General features: G+C 65.8%; 14 protein-coding genes and 1 pseudogene. 7 read left to right on the forward strand and 8 right to left on the reverse strand.

Annotated elements, in window-relative coordinates:
• Positions 1 to 191 precede the first annotated feature (191 nt).
• Positions 192 to 1235 carry a T6SS phospholipase effector Tle1-like catalytic domain-containing protein gene (locus AWB67_RS09440; RefSeq protein ID WP_087655977.1) on the forward strand — a complete coding sequence of 348 codons (1044 nt, stop codon included), beginning with the start codon at positions 192 to 194 and terminating at the stop codon, positions 1233 to 1235.
• A 121-nt stretch (positions 1236 to 1356) separates the two neighbouring features.
• Positions 1357 to 2952, forward strand: a complete 1596-nt coding sequence (locus AWB67_RS09445; protein ID WP_235025090.1) for a hypothetical protein — start codon at positions 1357 to 1359, stop codon at positions 2950 to 2952.
• Positions 2953 to 3158: 206 nt separating this feature from the next.
• Here AWB67_RS09445 and AWB67_RS09450 read toward each other — a convergent pair whose 3' ends face one another.
• The 3 genes from AWB67_RS09450 to AWB67_RS09460 all read right to left on the reverse strand — a co-directional run bounded on the left by AWB67_RS09450 (position 3159) and on the right by AWB67_RS09460 (position 4800).
• Positions 3159 to 3491, reverse strand: coding sequence for a hypothetical protein (locus AWB67_RS09450; RefSeq protein ID WP_087655978.1), 333 nt, complete (start codon positions 3489 to 3491; stop codon positions 3159 to 3161).
• Positions 3492 to 3506: 15 nt separating this feature from the next.
• On the reverse strand, positions 3507 to 3701 hold the full coding sequence (locus AWB67_RS09455; RefSeq protein WP_087655979.1) for a hypothetical protein: 195 nt from the start codon (positions 3699 to 3701) through the stop codon (positions 3507 to 3509).
• Between the two features lie 70 nt (positions 3702 to 3771).
• Positions 3772 to 4800 carry a hypothetical protein gene (locus tag AWB67_RS09460; RefSeq protein ID WP_143328402.1) on the reverse strand — a complete coding sequence of 343 codons (1029 nt, stop codon included), beginning with the start codon at positions 4798 to 4800 and terminating at the stop codon, positions 3772 to 3774.
• A 253-nt stretch (positions 4801 to 5053) separates the two neighbouring features.
• Here AWB67_RS09460 and AWB67_RS09465 point away from each other — a divergent pair.
• Positions 5054 to 7230, forward strand: a pseudogene (locus tag AWB67_RS09465) (TonB-dependent receptor).
• Positions 7231 to 7318: 88 nt separating this feature from the next.
• Here the strand turns inward: AWB67_RS09465 and AWB67_RS09470 are convergent.
• The 4 genes from AWB67_RS09470 to AWB67_RS09485 all read right to left on the reverse strand — a co-directional run bounded on the left by AWB67_RS09470 (position 7319) and on the right by AWB67_RS09485 (position 11889).
• Positions 7319 to 8563 (reverse strand): porin, encoded by a 1245-nt coding sequence (locus AWB67_RS09470; RefSeq protein ID WP_087655981.1) that lies wholly within the window; start codon positions 8561 to 8563, stop codon positions 7319 to 7321.
• Between the two features lie 642 nt (positions 8564 to 9205).
• Positions 9206 to 9478: a hypothetical protein gene (locus AWB67_RS09475; RefSeq protein WP_087655982.1), complete on the reverse strand. Its 273-nt coding sequence runs from the start codon at positions 9476 to 9478 to the stop codon at positions 9206 to 9208.
• A gap of 96 nt (positions 9479 to 9574) precedes the next feature.
• Complete coding sequence (locus tag AWB67_RS09480; RefSeq protein ID WP_087655983.1) at positions 9575 to 10753, reverse strand: Rieske 2Fe-2S domain-containing protein; 1179 nt, start codon at positions 10751 to 10753, stop codon at positions 9575 to 9577.
• A gap of 224 nt (positions 10754 to 10977) precedes the next feature.
• Positions 10978 to 11889 carry a LysR family transcriptional regulator gene (locus AWB67_RS09485; RefSeq protein WP_087655984.1) on the reverse strand — a complete coding sequence of 304 codons (912 nt, stop codon included), beginning with the start codon at positions 11887 to 11889 and terminating at the stop codon, positions 10978 to 10980.
• Between the two features lie 97 nt (positions 11890 to 11986).
• Between AWB67_RS09485 and AWB67_RS09490 the strand changes: the two genes are divergently transcribed.
• Positions 11987 to 12919, forward strand: coding sequence for a DMT family transporter (locus AWB67_RS09490; protein ID WP_087655985.1), 933 nt, complete (start codon positions 11987 to 11989; stop codon positions 12917 to 12919).
• Between the two features lie 127 nt (positions 12920 to 13046).
• The gene (locus AWB67_RS42990; RefSeq protein WP_268807990.1) at positions 13047 to 13175 is read left to right on the forward strand and encodes a hypothetical protein; all 129 of its coding nucleotides are present in this window, start codon (positions 13047 to 13049) and stop codon (positions 13173 to 13175) included.
• Positions 13176 to 13356: 181 nt separating this feature from the next.
• Here the strand turns inward: AWB67_RS42990 and AWB67_RS09495 are convergent, their stop codons facing one another.
• Complete coding sequence (locus AWB67_RS09495) at positions 13357 to 13980, reverse strand: DUF938 domain-containing protein (RefSeq protein ID WP_087655986.1); 624 nt, start codon at positions 13978 to 13980, stop codon at positions 13357 to 13359.
• Positions 13981 to 14204: 224 nt separating this feature from the next.
• Here AWB67_RS09495 and AWB67_RS09500 point away from each other — a divergent pair, with 224 nt between their 5' ends.
• A complete protein-coding gene (locus tag AWB67_RS09500) occupies positions 14205 to 14756 on the forward strand; it encodes an ankyrin repeat domain-containing protein (protein WP_087655987.1) in 552 nt (183 codons plus the stop codon).
• 166 nt (positions 14757 to 14922) lie between these two features.
• Positions 14923 to 16035: a hypothetical protein gene (locus tag AWB67_RS09505; RefSeq protein WP_087655988.1), complete on the forward strand. Its 1113-nt coding sequence runs from the start codon at positions 14923 to 14925 to the stop codon at positions 16033 to 16035.
• The last annotated feature ends 11 nt before the right edge of the window (positions 16036 to 16046 follow it).

A 16046-nucleotide genomic window follows, 5' to 3' on the forward strand; every position in this document is an offset into this window, starting at 1 on the left:
TGCGGACCGCACAAACGCGCGCAAGTCGAGGCGGACGCTGCGCCCTCGCCTTCTTCCGACGATCTCCAGCTAAAACCGCACCGTCGTGCGTCGCGACCTTGAATCGCGCCACGACATTACCTATGCCTTACAAAAGACCGATGAAAGACCGATGAGAGACCGCACCCTGCACTCATATGGAGACAGCCGAAATGAACTTCGCGATTTTCTTCGACGGCACCTGGAACGAACCCAACGACCGCACCAATGCCTGGCTTCTGTTCCAGAAGACGCCGGTGACCGCGCAGCAGAAAACGTGCTACGTGCAAGGCGTCGGCACGCAGGGACAGGGCCTCTTCGCGCTCGCGGACAAGTTGCTCGGCGGCGCATTCGGCGACGGCCTCTCCGACAACATCAAGTCCGCCTACGCGTGGCTTTGCGAGCAATACGAGGACGGCGGGCGCATCTATATCTTCGGCTTCAGCCGCGGCGCCTATTCCGCGCGCAGCCTGGCCGGCCTCATCCGCAAGTGCGGGCTGATACGCGACGCGGGCAAGGAATCGGTCGCCGAGGCGTACAAGCTCTATCGCGACCGTGACCTCGGTCCGAACGACGACCAGATCGTCGAGTACCGCCGCCGGCATTCGCGCGAAGTGAGTATCGAGTACGTCGGCGTGTGGGATACGGTCGGCGAACTGGGGATTCCGCTCGGCGGCCTGACGATTCCAGGCTTTTCCAGCTACTACGCGTTTCACGACACGACGCTCTCCAGCACGACAAAAGCCGCCTTCCACGCGCTGGCGGCGAACGAATACCGCTCGCTCTACAAGCCGACGCTCTGGACGCCCGGCGCCAACCCGCGCGGAGACTTGCCGCTGGAGCAGCGCTGGTTCGCGGGCGCGCATGCGAACGTCGGCGGCGGCTACGTCACGCCGCCGCGCAACCCCGAAGACCTGCTGCCGCTGATCCCGGCCGAGTGGCTGCGCCAGAAAGCGGAGGAATGCGGGCTCGAAACCGACGGCCCGGTCGATATCCCCGCTTCGGCGTATACATCGCCGCTCGTCGATTCCTATGCCGAATTCACCGAGCACCACCCCTTCCTCCAGCAAGTCTGCAACCGGGAGGCGCGCGCGGCGGGCGGCGCGCTGAACGAAACGATCGACCAGAGCCTCCTGATGCGCTTCGACGACCCCGCTTTCCTCGCCGATTTCGGCGAATATCGCGAACAGTTAAGGGCGTTGCCGCTGGGGAAGTAAGACAGACCGCATTTCTGTGCGATCGCACGCATACGGTCCGACGAATCGCCGCCTAAAATCGATTTAGCAAACGTTTGCTGACACACGAACCGGGCCTGAATCGACAGCGGGGGTGACTGGCATGAGTGTTCCTTCGTCGCAGGGCCTCGCCGCCGAAGCGGACTCCGGCGACGCCGACGGCTACCCCGGCCCGCGCGTCGCGAAAGACGTCGCGAAATGCGAAGGGCTCGTGTCGCACGCGGCGGAAACCGGCACGACGCTCGACAAGGCCGACGTCGACGCCGTGCGCGACGCCCGCCACGCGCTCGATCTGAACAAGTGGAACAACGCCGTCGACGGCAGCTTCTACTCCGCGATGAGCCGCATCGCGGCGGCGGTGCAGTATCCCGGCAAGAAGCTCGCCGAGGACCTGGATCACTGCCGCGACATGGTTTCCTACGCGGCGCAGAACGGCAAAGTGCTCGACGAAAACGACGTCGGCTCGATGTCCAGGGCGCGCGATGCGCAGTTGAGCCACTCGTGGAATCCGGCTATCGAAGGCGCGTTTTACGCGGCGATGAGCCGCATCGCGCACGCGGTGACGCCGGTCGTCGCGGAAACCGCCGGCGACGATGCGCGTCACGGTGCGCGCCGCGCGATCCGCATCTACACGCGCTCGGCGATCGCGTTGACGGTGCTCGTCGTGCTGCTGTCTTGCGTGCTCTTCGTGGTGAACCAGATTTCCACCGATATCGCGATCGTCGTGAAGGACAACGATGCCGCCGCGCTCTCGCTGCACAACCAGTTGCAGTCGCACGCGGTCGCGATCACCGAGGCGAAGGTAAAAGGAGTCGACGCGGTGATCGCGTTGCAGAATTCGCAACCTGCGCTGCAGATCAAGCAGGAATTGCAGCAATTCGCGACCAACAACCGCCAGCTTTTCGCCGACGTGAGCCGGATCAGCTCACTCACGACAAGCATGGGGCTGGGCGTCGTGCGCAGCCCCTACAAGCCGCCGTGTCCCGGCGAAGAGACGGTGCTCAATTTCCCGAGCGCGTACGCGACGTCCCACTCGACCGGCTACATCGTCCGCGAGGAAAAGGACGACTGGCAATGCAATCTGGCGATCGCGCGCGAGGTGCTGGAAATCACGCTGCCGCTGCTCGCGAGCCCACGAGCCCAAGCCGGCGACAAGAACCCGCCCCCGCCAGAGGACGCCGTCGCGCAAGGGTTTCAGAAGATCGCGGTGTACCAGGACATCCGCGCGATGGCGCTTTACGTGAACGACATCATTCTGTCGATTGTCGGGGCGGTGACAGGGTTTTTGCTGCCGGTGCTTTACGCGTGGCTCGGTGCGTGCGCGGCGATCTTGCGGCAATTGAGCGCCGATTCCGCCGCCAACACGTTCCATCCCGAGCACTCGAAAGTGGCGAACCGGGCGCATGTGACGAGCGCGGTGATCGTCGGAATTTCGATCGGGCTCTTCAGCGAACTGCTGCAGGGCGGCAAGGAAGTGTCGCCGCTCGCGATCGCGTTTATCGCGGGCTACGCGTCCGACAAGTTCTTCCTTTTCGTCGACCGGCTGGTCAGCGCGGTGTTTCCGGTGCGTGCGCCGGACAAGCCGGAGAAGCCCGGCGCGGGTCATGGCAGCGGTGGCGCCGGCCGAACGTCGCATGGAGCGGCATCGAAGACGACGGGCGGGGATGATGGCGCGGCGGCGTCGCGACAGACGCCGTGAGTTGATGCGGCCTGTAGCCAAAGCGGTGGCACGCGACTGATACCTGGTGCTGCCGGGCCGATGCTTCGCGTGGCGAAACTCGGTGTTCGGAAAGTCCTGCAGGTGCCAGGCCACCATGCTTCGCCCTCGCCCGTAACGAGCTTGCCGTAGCTTGTGGGCGACGCGGCGCTGCGCAACCGGCGCCGTGGCTATATGGCATGCGACCGCTACGCTTCGTCCAGCGAGAACTCGACGTTCGGAAAGTCCTGCAATCGCCCAGCCACCTCCGCTTCGCCCTCACTCGTAAACAACCCGTCGAGATAATCGAACGACAGCTTCGGCACGAGCGCTTTCAGCGCGAGCTCCGCGCTCCGCTTCGGCTCGACGACGATATCGTCCACGTCCAGCCGCACGCAGAATTCGCCCGCCTTCGCTTCCATCGCGCCGATGTCGATCACCTTCCCGTCGACGTTCTGCGCCAGCACGCGCTGCTCCACGGCGAACAGCCGGAACGGACGTTCGAGGCGCGGGGCGGCATCTTCCTTTTCACTCGTGGCCATCGTCACTCTCCTGGCTCAACCCGCCTCGCCCACGCCCGCCGGGTCGGGCAGTTCCGGCTTGCCGCGCGTGGGCTCGGGCGGGTCCGGCTCGCCCGTCGATGACTGCTTCTGCTCTTCGCTCAGGCGGCGATCGGCGACGTTCGGGTCGCTCGTCGTCTGCTGGGGCGGCGTCGGGCGGTCGGTTTGAGTGTCGTCTTTTGGGTCGGTCATGTCGATATGTCCTTTCGATGTGGATTGCTGGCAAATCGTTCGTAGCACATCGCGCGCCCGCGCCAGCTCCTTACCAGACCTCGCGCGAACTCGTTGACGCCGAATCCGGCCGGACTTCGCTGACGCGCGTCCAGTCGGTGCTGGAATCCTCGCGCGGTGCCGCGACGAGCGTGGCGTCGAACGCTTTCGCGGCACCGCCCTGCATCGAGCCGCTACGGCTGAACCATGCGCTGCCCCACGGATCGGCGACGGGATCGCTGCCGGACGGCACTACCCGCGCTACGGGAAGGATCGGCTGGCTGCGGCCCAAAGTGGCGCCCGCCGCCGTTTCCGACGCCGTCACTATCGCCACGCCAGCTACCGTGCTATGAAGCTGGGCCGGCGCCGCGACGCGTTCGGTCAGCCGCGCACCCGTGACGCCCGCTGCCGCCGCCCGGTCCGGCACAGGCGCGAGGCCGAAGCTCGCCGACGCCGCCATTTCACCCGCCGGCGCGCCCGAATCGCTCGACGAAGCCGCGCTGCGCGACCATCCGTCATACGCTGGATATGCCGACTCGGCGATCGCCGCCGCCGATGTCCAGTCGTCGAAGATCGGCTGCGGGCGCGGCTCGGCATTCACCGGCTTCGCGATTGCGGACATCGCCGCAATAGGCATCGCAACAGTTTCCTGTTCGCGCACGATGCGGCTCGCGACATCGGTCACCGCGACTCGCGGCTCGGACGCCCCACGAATCTTCGCTGAGGTCACGTTGAACCCGCTGCGCGGCGCCGTCCGGCGACGCGCAACCGACGTACGTTGCACGCTCGCCTTCGCTTGAGGACGCGCCGGCCGCTTGACGCGCGGCGCCTGGTACGGCTCTTCGATCAGCACGGAATCCATCATCTCCGTTTGATACGGCTCGTCGGCTTGCGTCGACGCATGCTTGACAGTGCCCGTTGCGGCGGAGGCAAGCATCGGCGCGACGCCTGCGAAGATCAGCGCCGCCTGCCGCAGCGAGGGGGCCCGAGCGGCTTGCTCGGAAGTGGCTGCGCCCGCAGCGAACATGACCTGGAGAGGACGAAACGCGAGGCGATGGCGGAAGTTCATTTTCGTTGGCATCACTGATTGACCAGCTTCGGAACATAGCGGAAGAAGCGAAGCATTAATGTCAACAATTGTTAGGAACTCGCTGAGTGACGCCAATTCGGGTTTCGGTCGCGTCGACGCAACATAAACCGCACGAACGTTTCATTTAAATGAAAACGATTCGCATCTGCCCATATAATCCGGCGCTCTTCCAAGAGCCGGCTTACCACGCAGCAACGGCGCGACCGTCGCAACGAACGACTACCACTCCGCTTCGAATCCAGACATGCACGCTTTCTCCATTTCGCGCGTTTCACCGATCAGCGCCGCCGCGCGCTTCTCCTTCCTGCTCGCGGCGGCCAGCCTGCCAACGATCGCGGCCGCGCAAGCCGAGCCGGAAAACACCCTCCCCGCCGTCGAGGTCACCGCGAGCGCCGACGCCCTGCTTCCCGGCGACTTCGCGCCCACCTACGCGGGCGGCCAGGTCGCGCGCGGCGGACAGTTCGGCATCCTCGGCACCCAGAAGTCGATCGACGTGCCGTTCAGCATGTCGAGCTACACGTCGAAGCTGATCGAAGACCAGCAGGCGCGCACGATCGCCGACGTCGTCGAGAACGACCCGGCCGTGCGCACCGCCTTCGGCTTCGGGAATTTTGCGCAGGTCTTCGTGATCCGCGGCTTCGCGCTCACCGGCGACGACATCTCGCTCAACGGCCTCTACGGCGTAACGCCGCGCCAGCTCGTCGCGACCGAGGCAATTGAGCGCGTCGACGTCTTCAAGGGCGCGAACGCGTTTCTCAGCGGCGCGTCGCCGACGGGCTCGGCGGTCGGCGGCGGCATCAATCTCGAACTGAAGCGCGCCGACGACAAGCCGCGCACCCGCATCACCGCCGAAACGAGCGGCTCGGGCGAAGTGGGCGCGCATCTCGACGCCGGCCGGCGCTTCGGCAGCGACGGCCAGTTCGGGATCCGCGTGAACACGGCGCTTCGCGGCGGCGAGACGAGCATCGACGACGAACACCGCCAGAGCGGCGTGACTGCCGTCTCGCTCGACTGGCGCGGCGACAAGCTGCGCCTCTACGGCGATTTTCTGTACCAGCGCGAAAAATCGACGAAGGCCGCTCGGTCGTCTACGTGACCGGGCCGGGCGTGCCGACGGTCCCCCCGGCGACGCACAACTACGCGCAATCGTGGACCTACAGCAATCTGGAGGACACGGTCGGCATGGTGCGCGCGGAGTACGACTTCCTGCCCGCGTGGACGGCGTATGTGTCGGGCGGCGCGCATCACAGCAACGAGCACGGCGATTATTCGTCGCCGAACTACAACGCCGACATGGGCACCACGGCCTATCGCCTGGGCGTGCCGCGCAAATCCGACGCGCTCGCGGCCGAGGCCGGCGTGCGCGGCCATTTCGCGACGGGCCCGGTGACGCATCAGATTGCGGCGGGCGCGGCGTACACGCATATCGAGGACCGCTCGGCCTACGACTTCTCCGGCACCTACCCGACGAGCCTCTACGACACGGCCCAGGTCCCGCGCCCCGCCGCCGTCATCACCGCCGGGGACTTCGCGGACCCGCCCGTCACGGCGCGCACGATGATGAAGAGCGTCGCGGTATCGGACACGCTGGGGTTTCTGAACGACCGCGTGCTCTTCACGATCGGCGCGCGGCATCAGCAGATTCACCAGAACGGCTACTCGAGCGCGACCAGCGCCCTCACCGATTCCTACGACGACTCCGTCACCACGCCGATCTTCGGGCTCGTCGTGAAGCCGTGGCAGAACGTCGCCTTCTACGCGAACCGCTCGGAAGCGCTCGCAAAGGGCGAGACCGCCCCGGCCGATGCGGTCAATGTCGGCCAGACGCTCGCGCCGTATCGCACGAAACAGGTCGAATTCGGCGTGAAGTACGACACGACACGCATGGGCGCATCGTTCGCGGCGTACCAGATCGAGAAGCCGACCGCCTATACCGACGCCGACACCCGCATCTTCAGCACGAACGGCAATCAGCGGCATCGCGGGCTGGAGGCGTCGGTTTACGGCGAGCCGTATCGCGGCGTGCGGCTGATCGCGGGCGCGTCGCTCATCAAGGCCGAGCAACTCGACACCAACAACGGCGGCGCGACCGACGGCAACCGCCCGGTCGGCGTCCCGGCGTTCCTCTTCAACCTGGGCGCCGAATACGACGTGCCGATGCTGACGGGCCTCACGCTCACCGCGCGCTACGTCCACACGGGCAAGCAGTATTTGGACGCGGCGAACACGCTGTCGATTTCATCGTGGAATCGTTTCGACCTGGGCGCGCGCTATGCAACCAGCGTCGCCGGCCACGACACGACGCTGCGCGCCAGCGTGCTGAACGTAACGAACAAGGCGTACTGGGCCTCGACGATGGGAGGTTATCTCGCCCAAGGCACGCCGCGCACGCTGCTGCTCTCGGTGACGTCGGATTTTTGATTCCGCGACGCAGGCGAAAAAAAACCGGGCGCCGAGGCGTCCGGTTTTTTCTTGCAGCGCCAGAAGAAGGCGCGGCGTCGATCGTCGATCAGAAGCGGTGGATGATACCCACGCCTGCTGCGAACATGCTGCGCGAGGCCGACGGTGCGCTCTGGAAGCCGTCGCCGATTGTCGCGTTGGCCGACGTCTGACGATTCACGCCAGTACCCGACGGCACGGCGAGCGTGTTGCCGTTCGCGCGCTGGAACGCTTCGAGTGCGTACAGGCCCGTGCGCTTGGACAGCGAGTAGTACTGGGACAGGTTGAACTGGTGGTACGACGCGGCGTCGTTGATGCCGTTCGCCTTGCTCGCCCACGTGTAGCTGTAGCCTGCGCCGAAGTCCCACGTCGGCGATGCCTTCCAGTGCAGCACGGTGCCAGCCGTGTTGAAGACCGCTTCGCTGGTGAAGAGCGAGTTGAGGCCCGGGATGTACTGAACGTTCGTGTACGTGAAGGAGACGTCCCACGCGCTGCTGAACGTGTAGCCGCCCGCGACCGCGAAGCGCTGCTGCGCCTGCGCACGCTGATACCCGGCCGTCACCGCCGACACGCCCGGCTGGCCTGCGCCCGTGGTGCTCGTCGTGTCGTTGATGGTCGTCGAGCTGCCGCTGTAGATGCCGCCGCCGTTCGCCGCGTTGTTGATGCGCGAGAACGCCACAGCGAGGCCGACCGGGCCTTGCGCGTACTGCGCGCCAGCCGACCACGTCGAGCCTTGGTAGACGCTGCCCGGCACGCCGGCGAACGAATACGAGCCGCTGACCGTGACGCCGTAAAGCTTCGGCGACGTATAGACGACCGAGTTGTTTGCGCGGTAGATCGTGTCGAGGCCGTCCAGGTCGCCCGGGTGCGCGCCGAAGTAGCCGGTGAGCCAGTTCGTCGGGCTATACGGCGAGAGCAGCGTGTAGTACGACGTGTACTGACGGCCGGCGGTGAACGTACCGTAGGCGGGGTTCGTCAAGCCGACCCAGGCCTGGCGGCCGAACATCGCATTCGTGAACTGCTGGCTGCCGCTGTTGATGTCGAAGCCCGATTCCAACTGGAAGATCGCCTTGTAACCGCCGCCGAGGTCTTCAGCGCCCTTCAAACCGAAACGGCTGCCCGCCCAGATGCCCGACGCCATCTTGACGTTCGAGCGGCCCGGATTGGTTTTGGCAAGGTTCGTCGAGCTGCTTTGGTAGACGATCGAATCATCGACGATACCGTACAGCGTCACGCTGCTTTGCGCGAAGGCCGGCGCTGCCGTCAATGCGGCGCCGGCGATCATCGCGGCCTTGGTTTTCTGATAACGCTTCATTCTTTTCTCCTCTGAACGGTTTTGGCGGATTCTTGGGCGGAGCTGAAAGCGGCACTGTGTACGTCCGTGCAGTTTTGGTCCACTTCGTTACATTTTGTTGCTCGCAAGTTTAAGGGCTTACAGACGGAATGCGGAAGCATCACGAAATGCGAGTGTCGTTTTTTTTCACTGTCTGGTTAACGAGTATTTCCGCCGCCGTTTGGATGGGGCGGGTGGTGTGCTGGCACAGGCTGGGAGGCTTACGGAGCATGCTCAAAGGCGGCATTGCGCCGCCTTACATCGTGTAAGCAGAAGGGTTGGAAATCGCGCGCCGGGGGTGGCTGCCGGAATGTCGAAATGTTCGACTTCTCAATCGATCAGGCGCCGCTGGATGAACCCGACATCCAGCGGCGCCCGGACCTTCTTTAAACCATTCCTGCAGACATCACTGACGCTTCGACGCCTCCTTCTTCACTTTCTTCGCTTCCTTCTTTTCCTTGGGCGTCTTGGTCGCGACTTTCTTTTGCGCCTTCTTGGCGTCCTGGGCTTTACTCATGATGGCCTCCTCTTACGATAGAGCTCTTATAGTGCCCGACGCCGCGCGAATTGGCGAGGCTATAGGCACCGCCTCCTCCTCAACCCCAGGCATCAGCGCCTCTCGTACTAATCGATCTTCGCGCGCAACTCGCGCGCCGTCTCGAGCAATCCCTCATACCCGGACCGCGCATGGGCCGGCAAATCCGGATCACCAACGAGCGTACCGAGCGTCTCGATGATGCTATACAAAATGCCCTTCGCCGCGCCCGCGGCCATCCGGCCCGCCGCGACCGAATCGTCGACGTGCGCGAGCGCCGCATCGAAATGTTCGAGCTCGGGCTGCGACGCTTCGGGCGTCGTGGTGTCGTCGGCGGATGGGTCAGTCGAGTCGCGTGTCATGGTCGCACCTCCTTCGTGTGGAGCATCCCTTCTGTATAGCGCCGCCGCGCGTTTCGCGCCAGTGGGCCATGCCCGATGCGCGGCGACGTGCACGCCTTATGACGCCGGCGGCAAGTCCGTCACCGGCTGGATCAGATGCACGCGTCGGCCGTCGAAGCCATGCGTGGTCGCATCGCGCTCCGGCGCCCCGCGTTCCGTCAAAAGCGCGCGCAATTCGTTGATGACCGGAAACACCTCGTGATTGTGATCGGCGCCCTGGCGATCGTGCGCTTCCTGCTCGCGCTCGACGATCCACCGATCCTCCTTGAAGATGCGCTCGGTGAACCACACGAGCAACGGCCACGCGGCATCGAGCACGAGCGGTACTTTCGGGCGGCGGATCGACAACAGGCCGAACGTGCGATTGGTGCGCTGCTCGCGATCGAGCGGCACGTAGGCGATCCACAGATCCATCACCATCGTGTCGTCCTTGGTGTGGATCTTGAGCGTCTGGTACGGATAGGCGGTGCGGATCGTCATGACGTCCTTGTGGGCGTCGTCCGGACGGGTGCTGTTGTTGCCCCGCTTCTGCCCGAACACGAGCGCCTCGCCGATCGGCTGCTTGCCTTCCTCGCGCGCGAACGTGTAATCGACTTCGACCCAGTCCTCGCCGCGCCGGCGCCCGAGCGAGCGCGCCTTCATCTGCCCCATCTGCTTGCGGTGCAGAAACTGATGGTTCATGTCCATCAGGTTTTCATGCATGAACGAGTAGTGGCACTTGACCGCGCGGCCGAAGCGGCGCGTCTTGTAGGCCTTGTCGCTCGCGGAGGCAAGTTCGGGGAATTTGGCTTGATCGGCGAGCAGCGGATCGCCGGTGAACACGAAGACGAGTCCCGCTTCCTCGCGGCACGGATACGAGCGCACGCCGTTCGGCAGCCGCTCGCGGCCGAGATAAGGGACGTCGATGCAGCGACCGGTGCAGTCGTAGGTCCAGCCGTGATAACAGCAGCGGATCGATTCGCCATCGACGACGCCAGCGTGCAGCGGCACCTGCCGGTGCACGCAGCGGTCTTCGAGCGCGAAGACGCGGCCCGAGTCCGTGCGCACGAGGACGATCGGGTCGCCGGCGAAAAAGACGCCGTGCGTCTTGCCGCGCTTCACCTCGCGCGACCACGCGAGCGGATACCAATGATCGGGATGGATGTCGACGCGGCGCAGGTCGCGCGGCGTCTGCGACGCGCCTGCGTCGCTGGAACCGGCGCTCTGCTCCGTTTGCTGCGGCAACGCTGCATGCATGAACGATGCCTCCGTATGAGGAAATCTGTTGGGCCGCGGCCTTCGGGCGCGGCGTGTCGAACGAGCATTCGCAGTCTACACGGCGACGCTGTTTTCGGCTCGAAGTCGATGATCATTGCGTGAACGACGGCCTCCCCGGCCTTCTGCTTCGGCGCGTTACTGTCCGTTCGTTTCTGTCGAGGCGATGTAATCGACCGCGCCGCTCGTGCCGACGGCCGGTGCGCTCAAGCCAGCCGCTCCGCCAAAAAATCGATCAGCGCGCGCACCTTCGGCGGCAAGAAGCGGTTCGGCGGATAGAGCAGCCAGACCGGTCCCTGATACGCGCGCGCTTCGAGGCTCCAGTCGTCGAGCACGCGCGTGACGGCGCCGGCCGCGAGCGCGTCGAGCGCGGCGAATTCCGGCAAGCTCGCGATGCCGAGGCCCGCCTGCGCCGCCTCCAGCCGCGCGCCCGCGTGATTCGCGACATAGCGGCCGCGCACCGCCACGCTCGCCGTCTCGCTGCCGCGGCGGAACTGCCAGCGGTTGTCGTCGGCGGTTTCGCCGAGCCAGATGCAGTCGTGCGCCGTGAGTTCGCGCGGATGCGTGGGCGTGCCGCGCTCGTGCAGATACGCGCCCGATGCGCACAGCGCCCAGCGCACGCGTCCGAGCGGCCGCGCGGCGAGCCCCTGCGGAGGACGCTCCGTCACGCGGATCACGAGATCGAGATCGGTATCCAGCGGATCGATGTCGTGGTCGTCGAAGCGCAACTGGATGTCGACTTCGGGATAGGCCGCGAGAAACGCCGGCACGAGGGGATGAATCACCGATTTCGCATACGCCGACGGCGCGCTCACCGCGACCCGCCCCTGTGGTCTCCCGACGACGCGCCCCGCCGCGTCGACCGCTCCCGACGCGGCCGCCGCCATGTCGCGGCAATAGCGGTAGACCTGCTGGCCCGACTCCGTCACGCGGACCTTGCGCGTCGAGCGTTCGAGGAGGCGCGTGGCGAGCGCGTCCTCGAGACGCTTGATCTGGCGGCTGACCGTCGATGGCGTGCTGCCAAGCTGGCGCGCGGCGACGGAGAAGTTGCCGGCATCGACGACGCGCGCGAACACCGCCATATCGGGCAGCAACGCGAAAAGTTCAGATGGATTCATTTGTGCGCGTGACGCAAAAAGGTTGTGCACGCGTTCCCGATTATCGCGGCCGATACATCATTCGACAATGGCGGCTCGACTCCCTACCGGCTGCGCCATGACAACCGACACCAAGCGTCTGCAATTTCTCTCGGACCTGATGTTGCTCGGGGTCGCCATCGTGTGGGGCAGCAGCTACGGCGTCGTGAAGGAGGCGCTGGCGGTCTATCCCGTGCTCGCCCTCCTTGCGCTGCGCTTCGGCATCACGTTTTGTTTACTGTCGCCGAGTCTGCGACACTTTCGCCACGCCGATGCCGCCACCGTTCGCGGCGTGCTGACCGTCGGCGTGCTGCTTTTTGCGATCTTTCTCGCGGAAACCTTCGGCGTGATGCAGACGCGTGCGTCGAACGCGGCGTTCCTGATCAGCCTGTGCGTCGTGCTGACGCCGATCGTCGAATGGGCGTTGTTGCGGCGGCCGCCGAGCCGTATCGAATGGCTGGCGGTCGCGGTGTCGCTCGCGGGCGCATGGCTTCTCGCCGGCGACGGCGCGTTCGCCTTCAACCCCGGCGACGTGCTGATCCTCGTGGCGGCCCTGCTGCGCGCGCTGAACGTCTGTGTGACCAAGCGCGTCATGCGCGGCGCGGCGGGCCTGCCCGCGCTGTCGATCACGGCGGTACAGGCGGGTGTCGTCGCGATCGGGAGCGTGGTCGTCGCGCTGGTTTTCGCGCCGGGGCAGTTGCGCCACGCGCCCGCGTTCGCCGGACATGGGCTCTTCTGGGGATCGGTGATCTATCTCGTCTGCGCGTGCACGCTGTTCGCGTTCTTTGCGCAGAACTTCGCGATCGGCCGCAGCAGCCCGACGCGCGTTTCCCTGCTGATGGGCAGCGAACCCGCGTTCGGCGCGCTCTTCGCGAGCGTGTGGCTGGGGGAAACGGTGTCGGCCGGCGGGTGGATCGGCGGCGGGATGATCGTCGCGGCATCGGTGATGGCGACAGTGCGGTGGGAAAAGCCGGTTGCGGTGGCGGAACGTGGCGTCGGCGTGAGGACTTGAGGCTTCTTGGAAGGCTTGCCGCCCGTGAAGAAGCGCGGTGCGTGCGGCGCAATTCTGAATGCTTTCTGACCATCGAGCGCGATAAGTACCGCCGCGCCGAAACGCGTGAAGCCACGAAACGCTCGATTTGATCAAACAGCTTGCCGCCCGCGACTTGGCGCGGTGCGCGCGGCGCAATTCCGAACGCTTCCTGACCATCGAGCGCCATAAGTACCGCCGCGCCGAAGCGCGTGAAGCGACGAAACGCTCGATTTGATCAAACAGCTTGCCGCCCGCGACTTGGCGCGGTGCGTGCGGCGCAATTCTGAACGCTTCCTGACCATCGAGCGCGATAAGTACCGCCGCGCCGAAGCGCGTGAAGCGACAAGTGTCCGATTTCATCAACAGTTTGCCGCTCATGACCTAACTCGTTGCACGCGGCGCAATATCGGACGCTGTCAGACCGTCGAACCCTTCCGAAACACCAGACTGAAGTTGTTCGCCGGCATCGGCACGACTTCCTCCAGCACGAAACCAGCGCCGTGTCCCAGCGCTTCCGCCGCTTCCATGTCACGCACGCCCCAGCGCGGGTCGGTTGCGCGCAGTTGCGCATCGAATGCTTCGTTGCTCGGCGCCGTGTGCGCGCCGTCGCGCTTGTACGGGCCATACAGATAGAGCACACCACCCGCTCCAATCAACCGCCTGGCGCCGTCGAAAAGCGCCTCGGCCGCTTCCCACGGCGCGATGTGGATCATGTTCACGCAGACGATCGCCGCTGCCGATTTCACGTCCCAGTCCGCCGCGCGCACATCGATTGCGAGCGGCGTCTTCAGGTTCGCAAGCCCTTCGTGAACGCGCCACGCCTCGATCGACGCACGCGACGCAGCATCCGGATCGCTCGGCTGCCAGTCGATACCCGGCAGCGCCCGCGCGCAATGCACGGCGTGCTGGCCGGTGCCGCTCGCGATCTCCAGCACGACGCCGCTCTTCGGCAACACGCGCGCGAGCACGGAGAGGATGGCGTCGCGATTGCGCTCGGCGGCGGGCGCCTTGCGGCGTACGGCGATGTCGGAATCGGTCATGTGAGCGGCTCCCTTCAATCGATGGATTGCGCCGAGCGTAAGTGCGCGCGACATCGCGAGTCAAGCACGCAAGCACCCACATGGCGCGAATCGTGCTGACGTGCAGCCCGCGCGAGCAAACCTGTATCCTTCAACCTGCGCTTTCGACCTGCACGCAGTTCGACGCTTGAGGGAGCAACCCGCCCGCCGCGCATTTCACCCGGCAGCCGAGACGGAGCAAGACCATGCAAGAACCCGACAACGAAAAACCCCAAGGCCCCGACGAAGACATGATCGCGTTCGCGAGCGAAGTCTTCGACGTCGCCCGGCGCGGCGATGCGGCGATGCTCGACGCCCTGCTGTCGAAGGGCCTCCCGCCGAACCTGCGCAACGACCATGGCGACACGCTCGTAATGCTCGCGAGCTACCACGGCCACGCCGACGCGGTGCGCGTGCTCCTCGAACACAAGGCCGATCCCGATCTGCGCAACGATCGCGGCCAGACGCCGATCGCGGGCGCCGCGTTCAAGGGCTACATGCCGGTGATCGAAGTGCTGCTCGCGCACGGCGCGGATGTCGAGGGCGCGTCGCCGGATGGCCGCACGGCGCTGATGATCGCGGCGATGTTCAATCGCGTCGAACTGGTGGAGTATCTGATCGCGCACGGCGCGAACCCCGGGGCGCGCGACGCGAACGGCTTCTCTGCGCGCGATGCCGCTGAAAAGATGGGAGCGCCCGATTCCGTCGCGCGGCTCGCCGCGGCAACTGAAGCGCGTTTAAACCCTTCGGGCGACTGAAGCCCCGCAGCGCGCGTTCACTTCTCAATCCGCCCCGGCCACGCAGGCTCAGTCCGGGGCGATCTGACCCAAGGCAGGCGGCCCGGACAATGGAGCTTTTGTGATGACTGGCGGTTTCTCGCGTCGAAGTCGAAATGGTTCAGCCCGAGATCTGTCGTTGCCGGCGATGCTGGCGCTTGGCCTTGCCGTGGCGGCGCTCCTTGCCGCGTGGCAGCGCCGCGCACGGCTGAGTGCCCTCGCCGCGCTCTGTGCGTTGTCGGCGTGCAGCCTCTTGCCGCAGCAGTCGCCCGTGCCGATCGTCGAGCACTCGTACCAGCCGCCGCCGAGCGAAGGCGAAGCCGCCGATGCCGAGGAGCCGTCGTCGGCGGTGGTCGTCGCCGAAGCCGAGCCTGCGTCGCAAGCGAAAACGCCGCCTCCGCCAAAGCCGAAACGCCGTGTCGTGAAGCCGAAGCCCGTGGCGCCGCCTGCTCCGCCGCCGGTGGAAGAGCCGGAGCCCCCGCCTCCGCCGCAGATCATCTCGACGCGCATCCTCCAGCACGACCAGCTCCACGGCCTGCTCGACAGCGAAGTGCAGCGTCCCGACGGCAAGGTGATCGGCCGGGCGATCGACCTCTTCGTCGACAACGCCGCGAAGCCAAAGCTGATGATGGTAAACCTCGCGGGCTTCCTCGGCGTGGGCGATCGCAAGGTCGTGTTTCCGTGGACGGCGTTCCGCTTTACCCCGGCCGCGAAAACCGCCGCGATCACGCTCGGCGCGCCTCCGCCGGGCACGCCGAAACCGAAGACCGATGCCGTGCCCAAGCCGCTGCCGGTCAAGGACGTGCCGCCGAACCTCGCGCAGCTCGTCGATTCGACGGTTCTCGCGAAAAACGGCGGCCGCATGGGCCGCGTGGTCGACGTGCTGATCGACTCGCAGGCGCAGCCGCAGGCCGTCGTTGTCGACCTGAGCGATTCGCTCTCCGGCGACAAGCGGCACGTCGCGGCGAACTGGGGCGACTTGCGGCTCGTGACACGCAACAAGGCGCTGCAATTGCAGATGGATTTCACCGACGCCCAGTTGAAGGCGTCACCCACTTACGGACCCGAACAACCGATCAAGATCGTTTCTCCCGTGGTGCCCGCGCCGGCTTCCGCCACCGCTGCCGCTTCGGCCCCCGCGTCCGCCGCGTCGTCTTCGTCGGGCGCCGTCGCGACCGGCGCGGTGGCGTCGGGCGCGTCGGGCGCGTCGGGGGCCGCGGGCGTGGCAGGTGCGGCTTCAGCCGCGCGCTCCTCCAGATAACGACAACGAGA

Source organism: Caballeronia terrestris, assembly GCF_001544515.1.
Classification (GTDB): Bacteria; Pseudomonadota; Gammaproteobacteria; order Burkholderiales; family Burkholderiaceae; genus Caballeronia; species Caballeronia terrestris.

Bases quoted from the DNA above. Each gene is read 5' to 3' on its own strand.
- AWB67_RS09460 (WP_143328402.1), bottom strand. From the start codon at position 4,800: ATGCCAACGAAAATGAACTTCCGCCATCGCCTCGCGTTTCGTCCTCTC.
- AWB67_RS09475 (WP_087655982.1), bottom strand. From the start codon at position 9,478: ATGACACGCGACTCGACTGACCCATCCGCCGACGACACCACGACGCCC.
- AWB67_RS09480 (WP_087655983.1), bottom strand. From the start codon at position 10,753: ATGCATGCAGCGTTGCCGCAGCAAACGGAGCAGAGCGCCGGTTCCAGC.
- AWB67_RS09505 (WP_087655988.1), top strand. From the start codon at position 14,923: ATGCTGGCGCTTGGCCTTGCCGTGGCGGCGCTCCTTGCCGCGTGGCAG.
- AWB67_RS09490 (WP_087655985.1), top strand. From the start codon at position 11,987: ATGACAACCGACACCAAGCGTCTGCAATTTCTCTCGGACCTGATGTTG.
- AWB67_RS09470 (WP_087655981.1), bottom strand. From the start codon at position 8,563: ATGAAGCGTTATCAGAAAACCAAGGCCGCGATGATCGCCGGCGCCGCA.
- AWB67_RS09500 (WP_087655987.1), top strand. From the start codon at position 14,205: ATGCAAGAACCCGACAACGAAAAACCCCAAGGCCCCGACGAAGACATG.
- AWB67_RS09455 (WP_087655979.1), bottom strand. From the start codon at position 3,701: ATGACCGACCCAAAAGACGACACTCAAACCGACCGCCCGACGCCGCCC.
- AWB67_RS09440 (WP_087655977.1), top strand. From the start codon at position 192: ATGAACTTCGCGATTTTCTTCGACGGCACCTGGAACGAACCCAACGAC.
- AWB67_RS09495 (WP_087655986.1), bottom strand. From the start codon at position 13,980: ATGACCGATTCCGACATCGCCGTACGCCGCAAGGCGCCCGCCGCCGAG.
- AWB67_RS09450 (WP_087655978.1), bottom strand. From the start codon at position 3,491: ATGGCCACGAGTGAAAAGGAAGATGCCGCCCCGCGCCTCGAACGTCCG.
- AWB67_RS09485 (WP_087655984.1), bottom strand. From the start codon at position 11,889: ATGAATCCATCTGAACTTTTCGCGTTGCTGCCCGATATGGCGGTGTTC.
- AWB67_RS09445 (WP_235025090.1), top strand. From the start codon at position 1,357: ATGAGTGTTCCTTCGTCGCAGGGCCTCGCCGCCGAAGCGGACTCCGGC.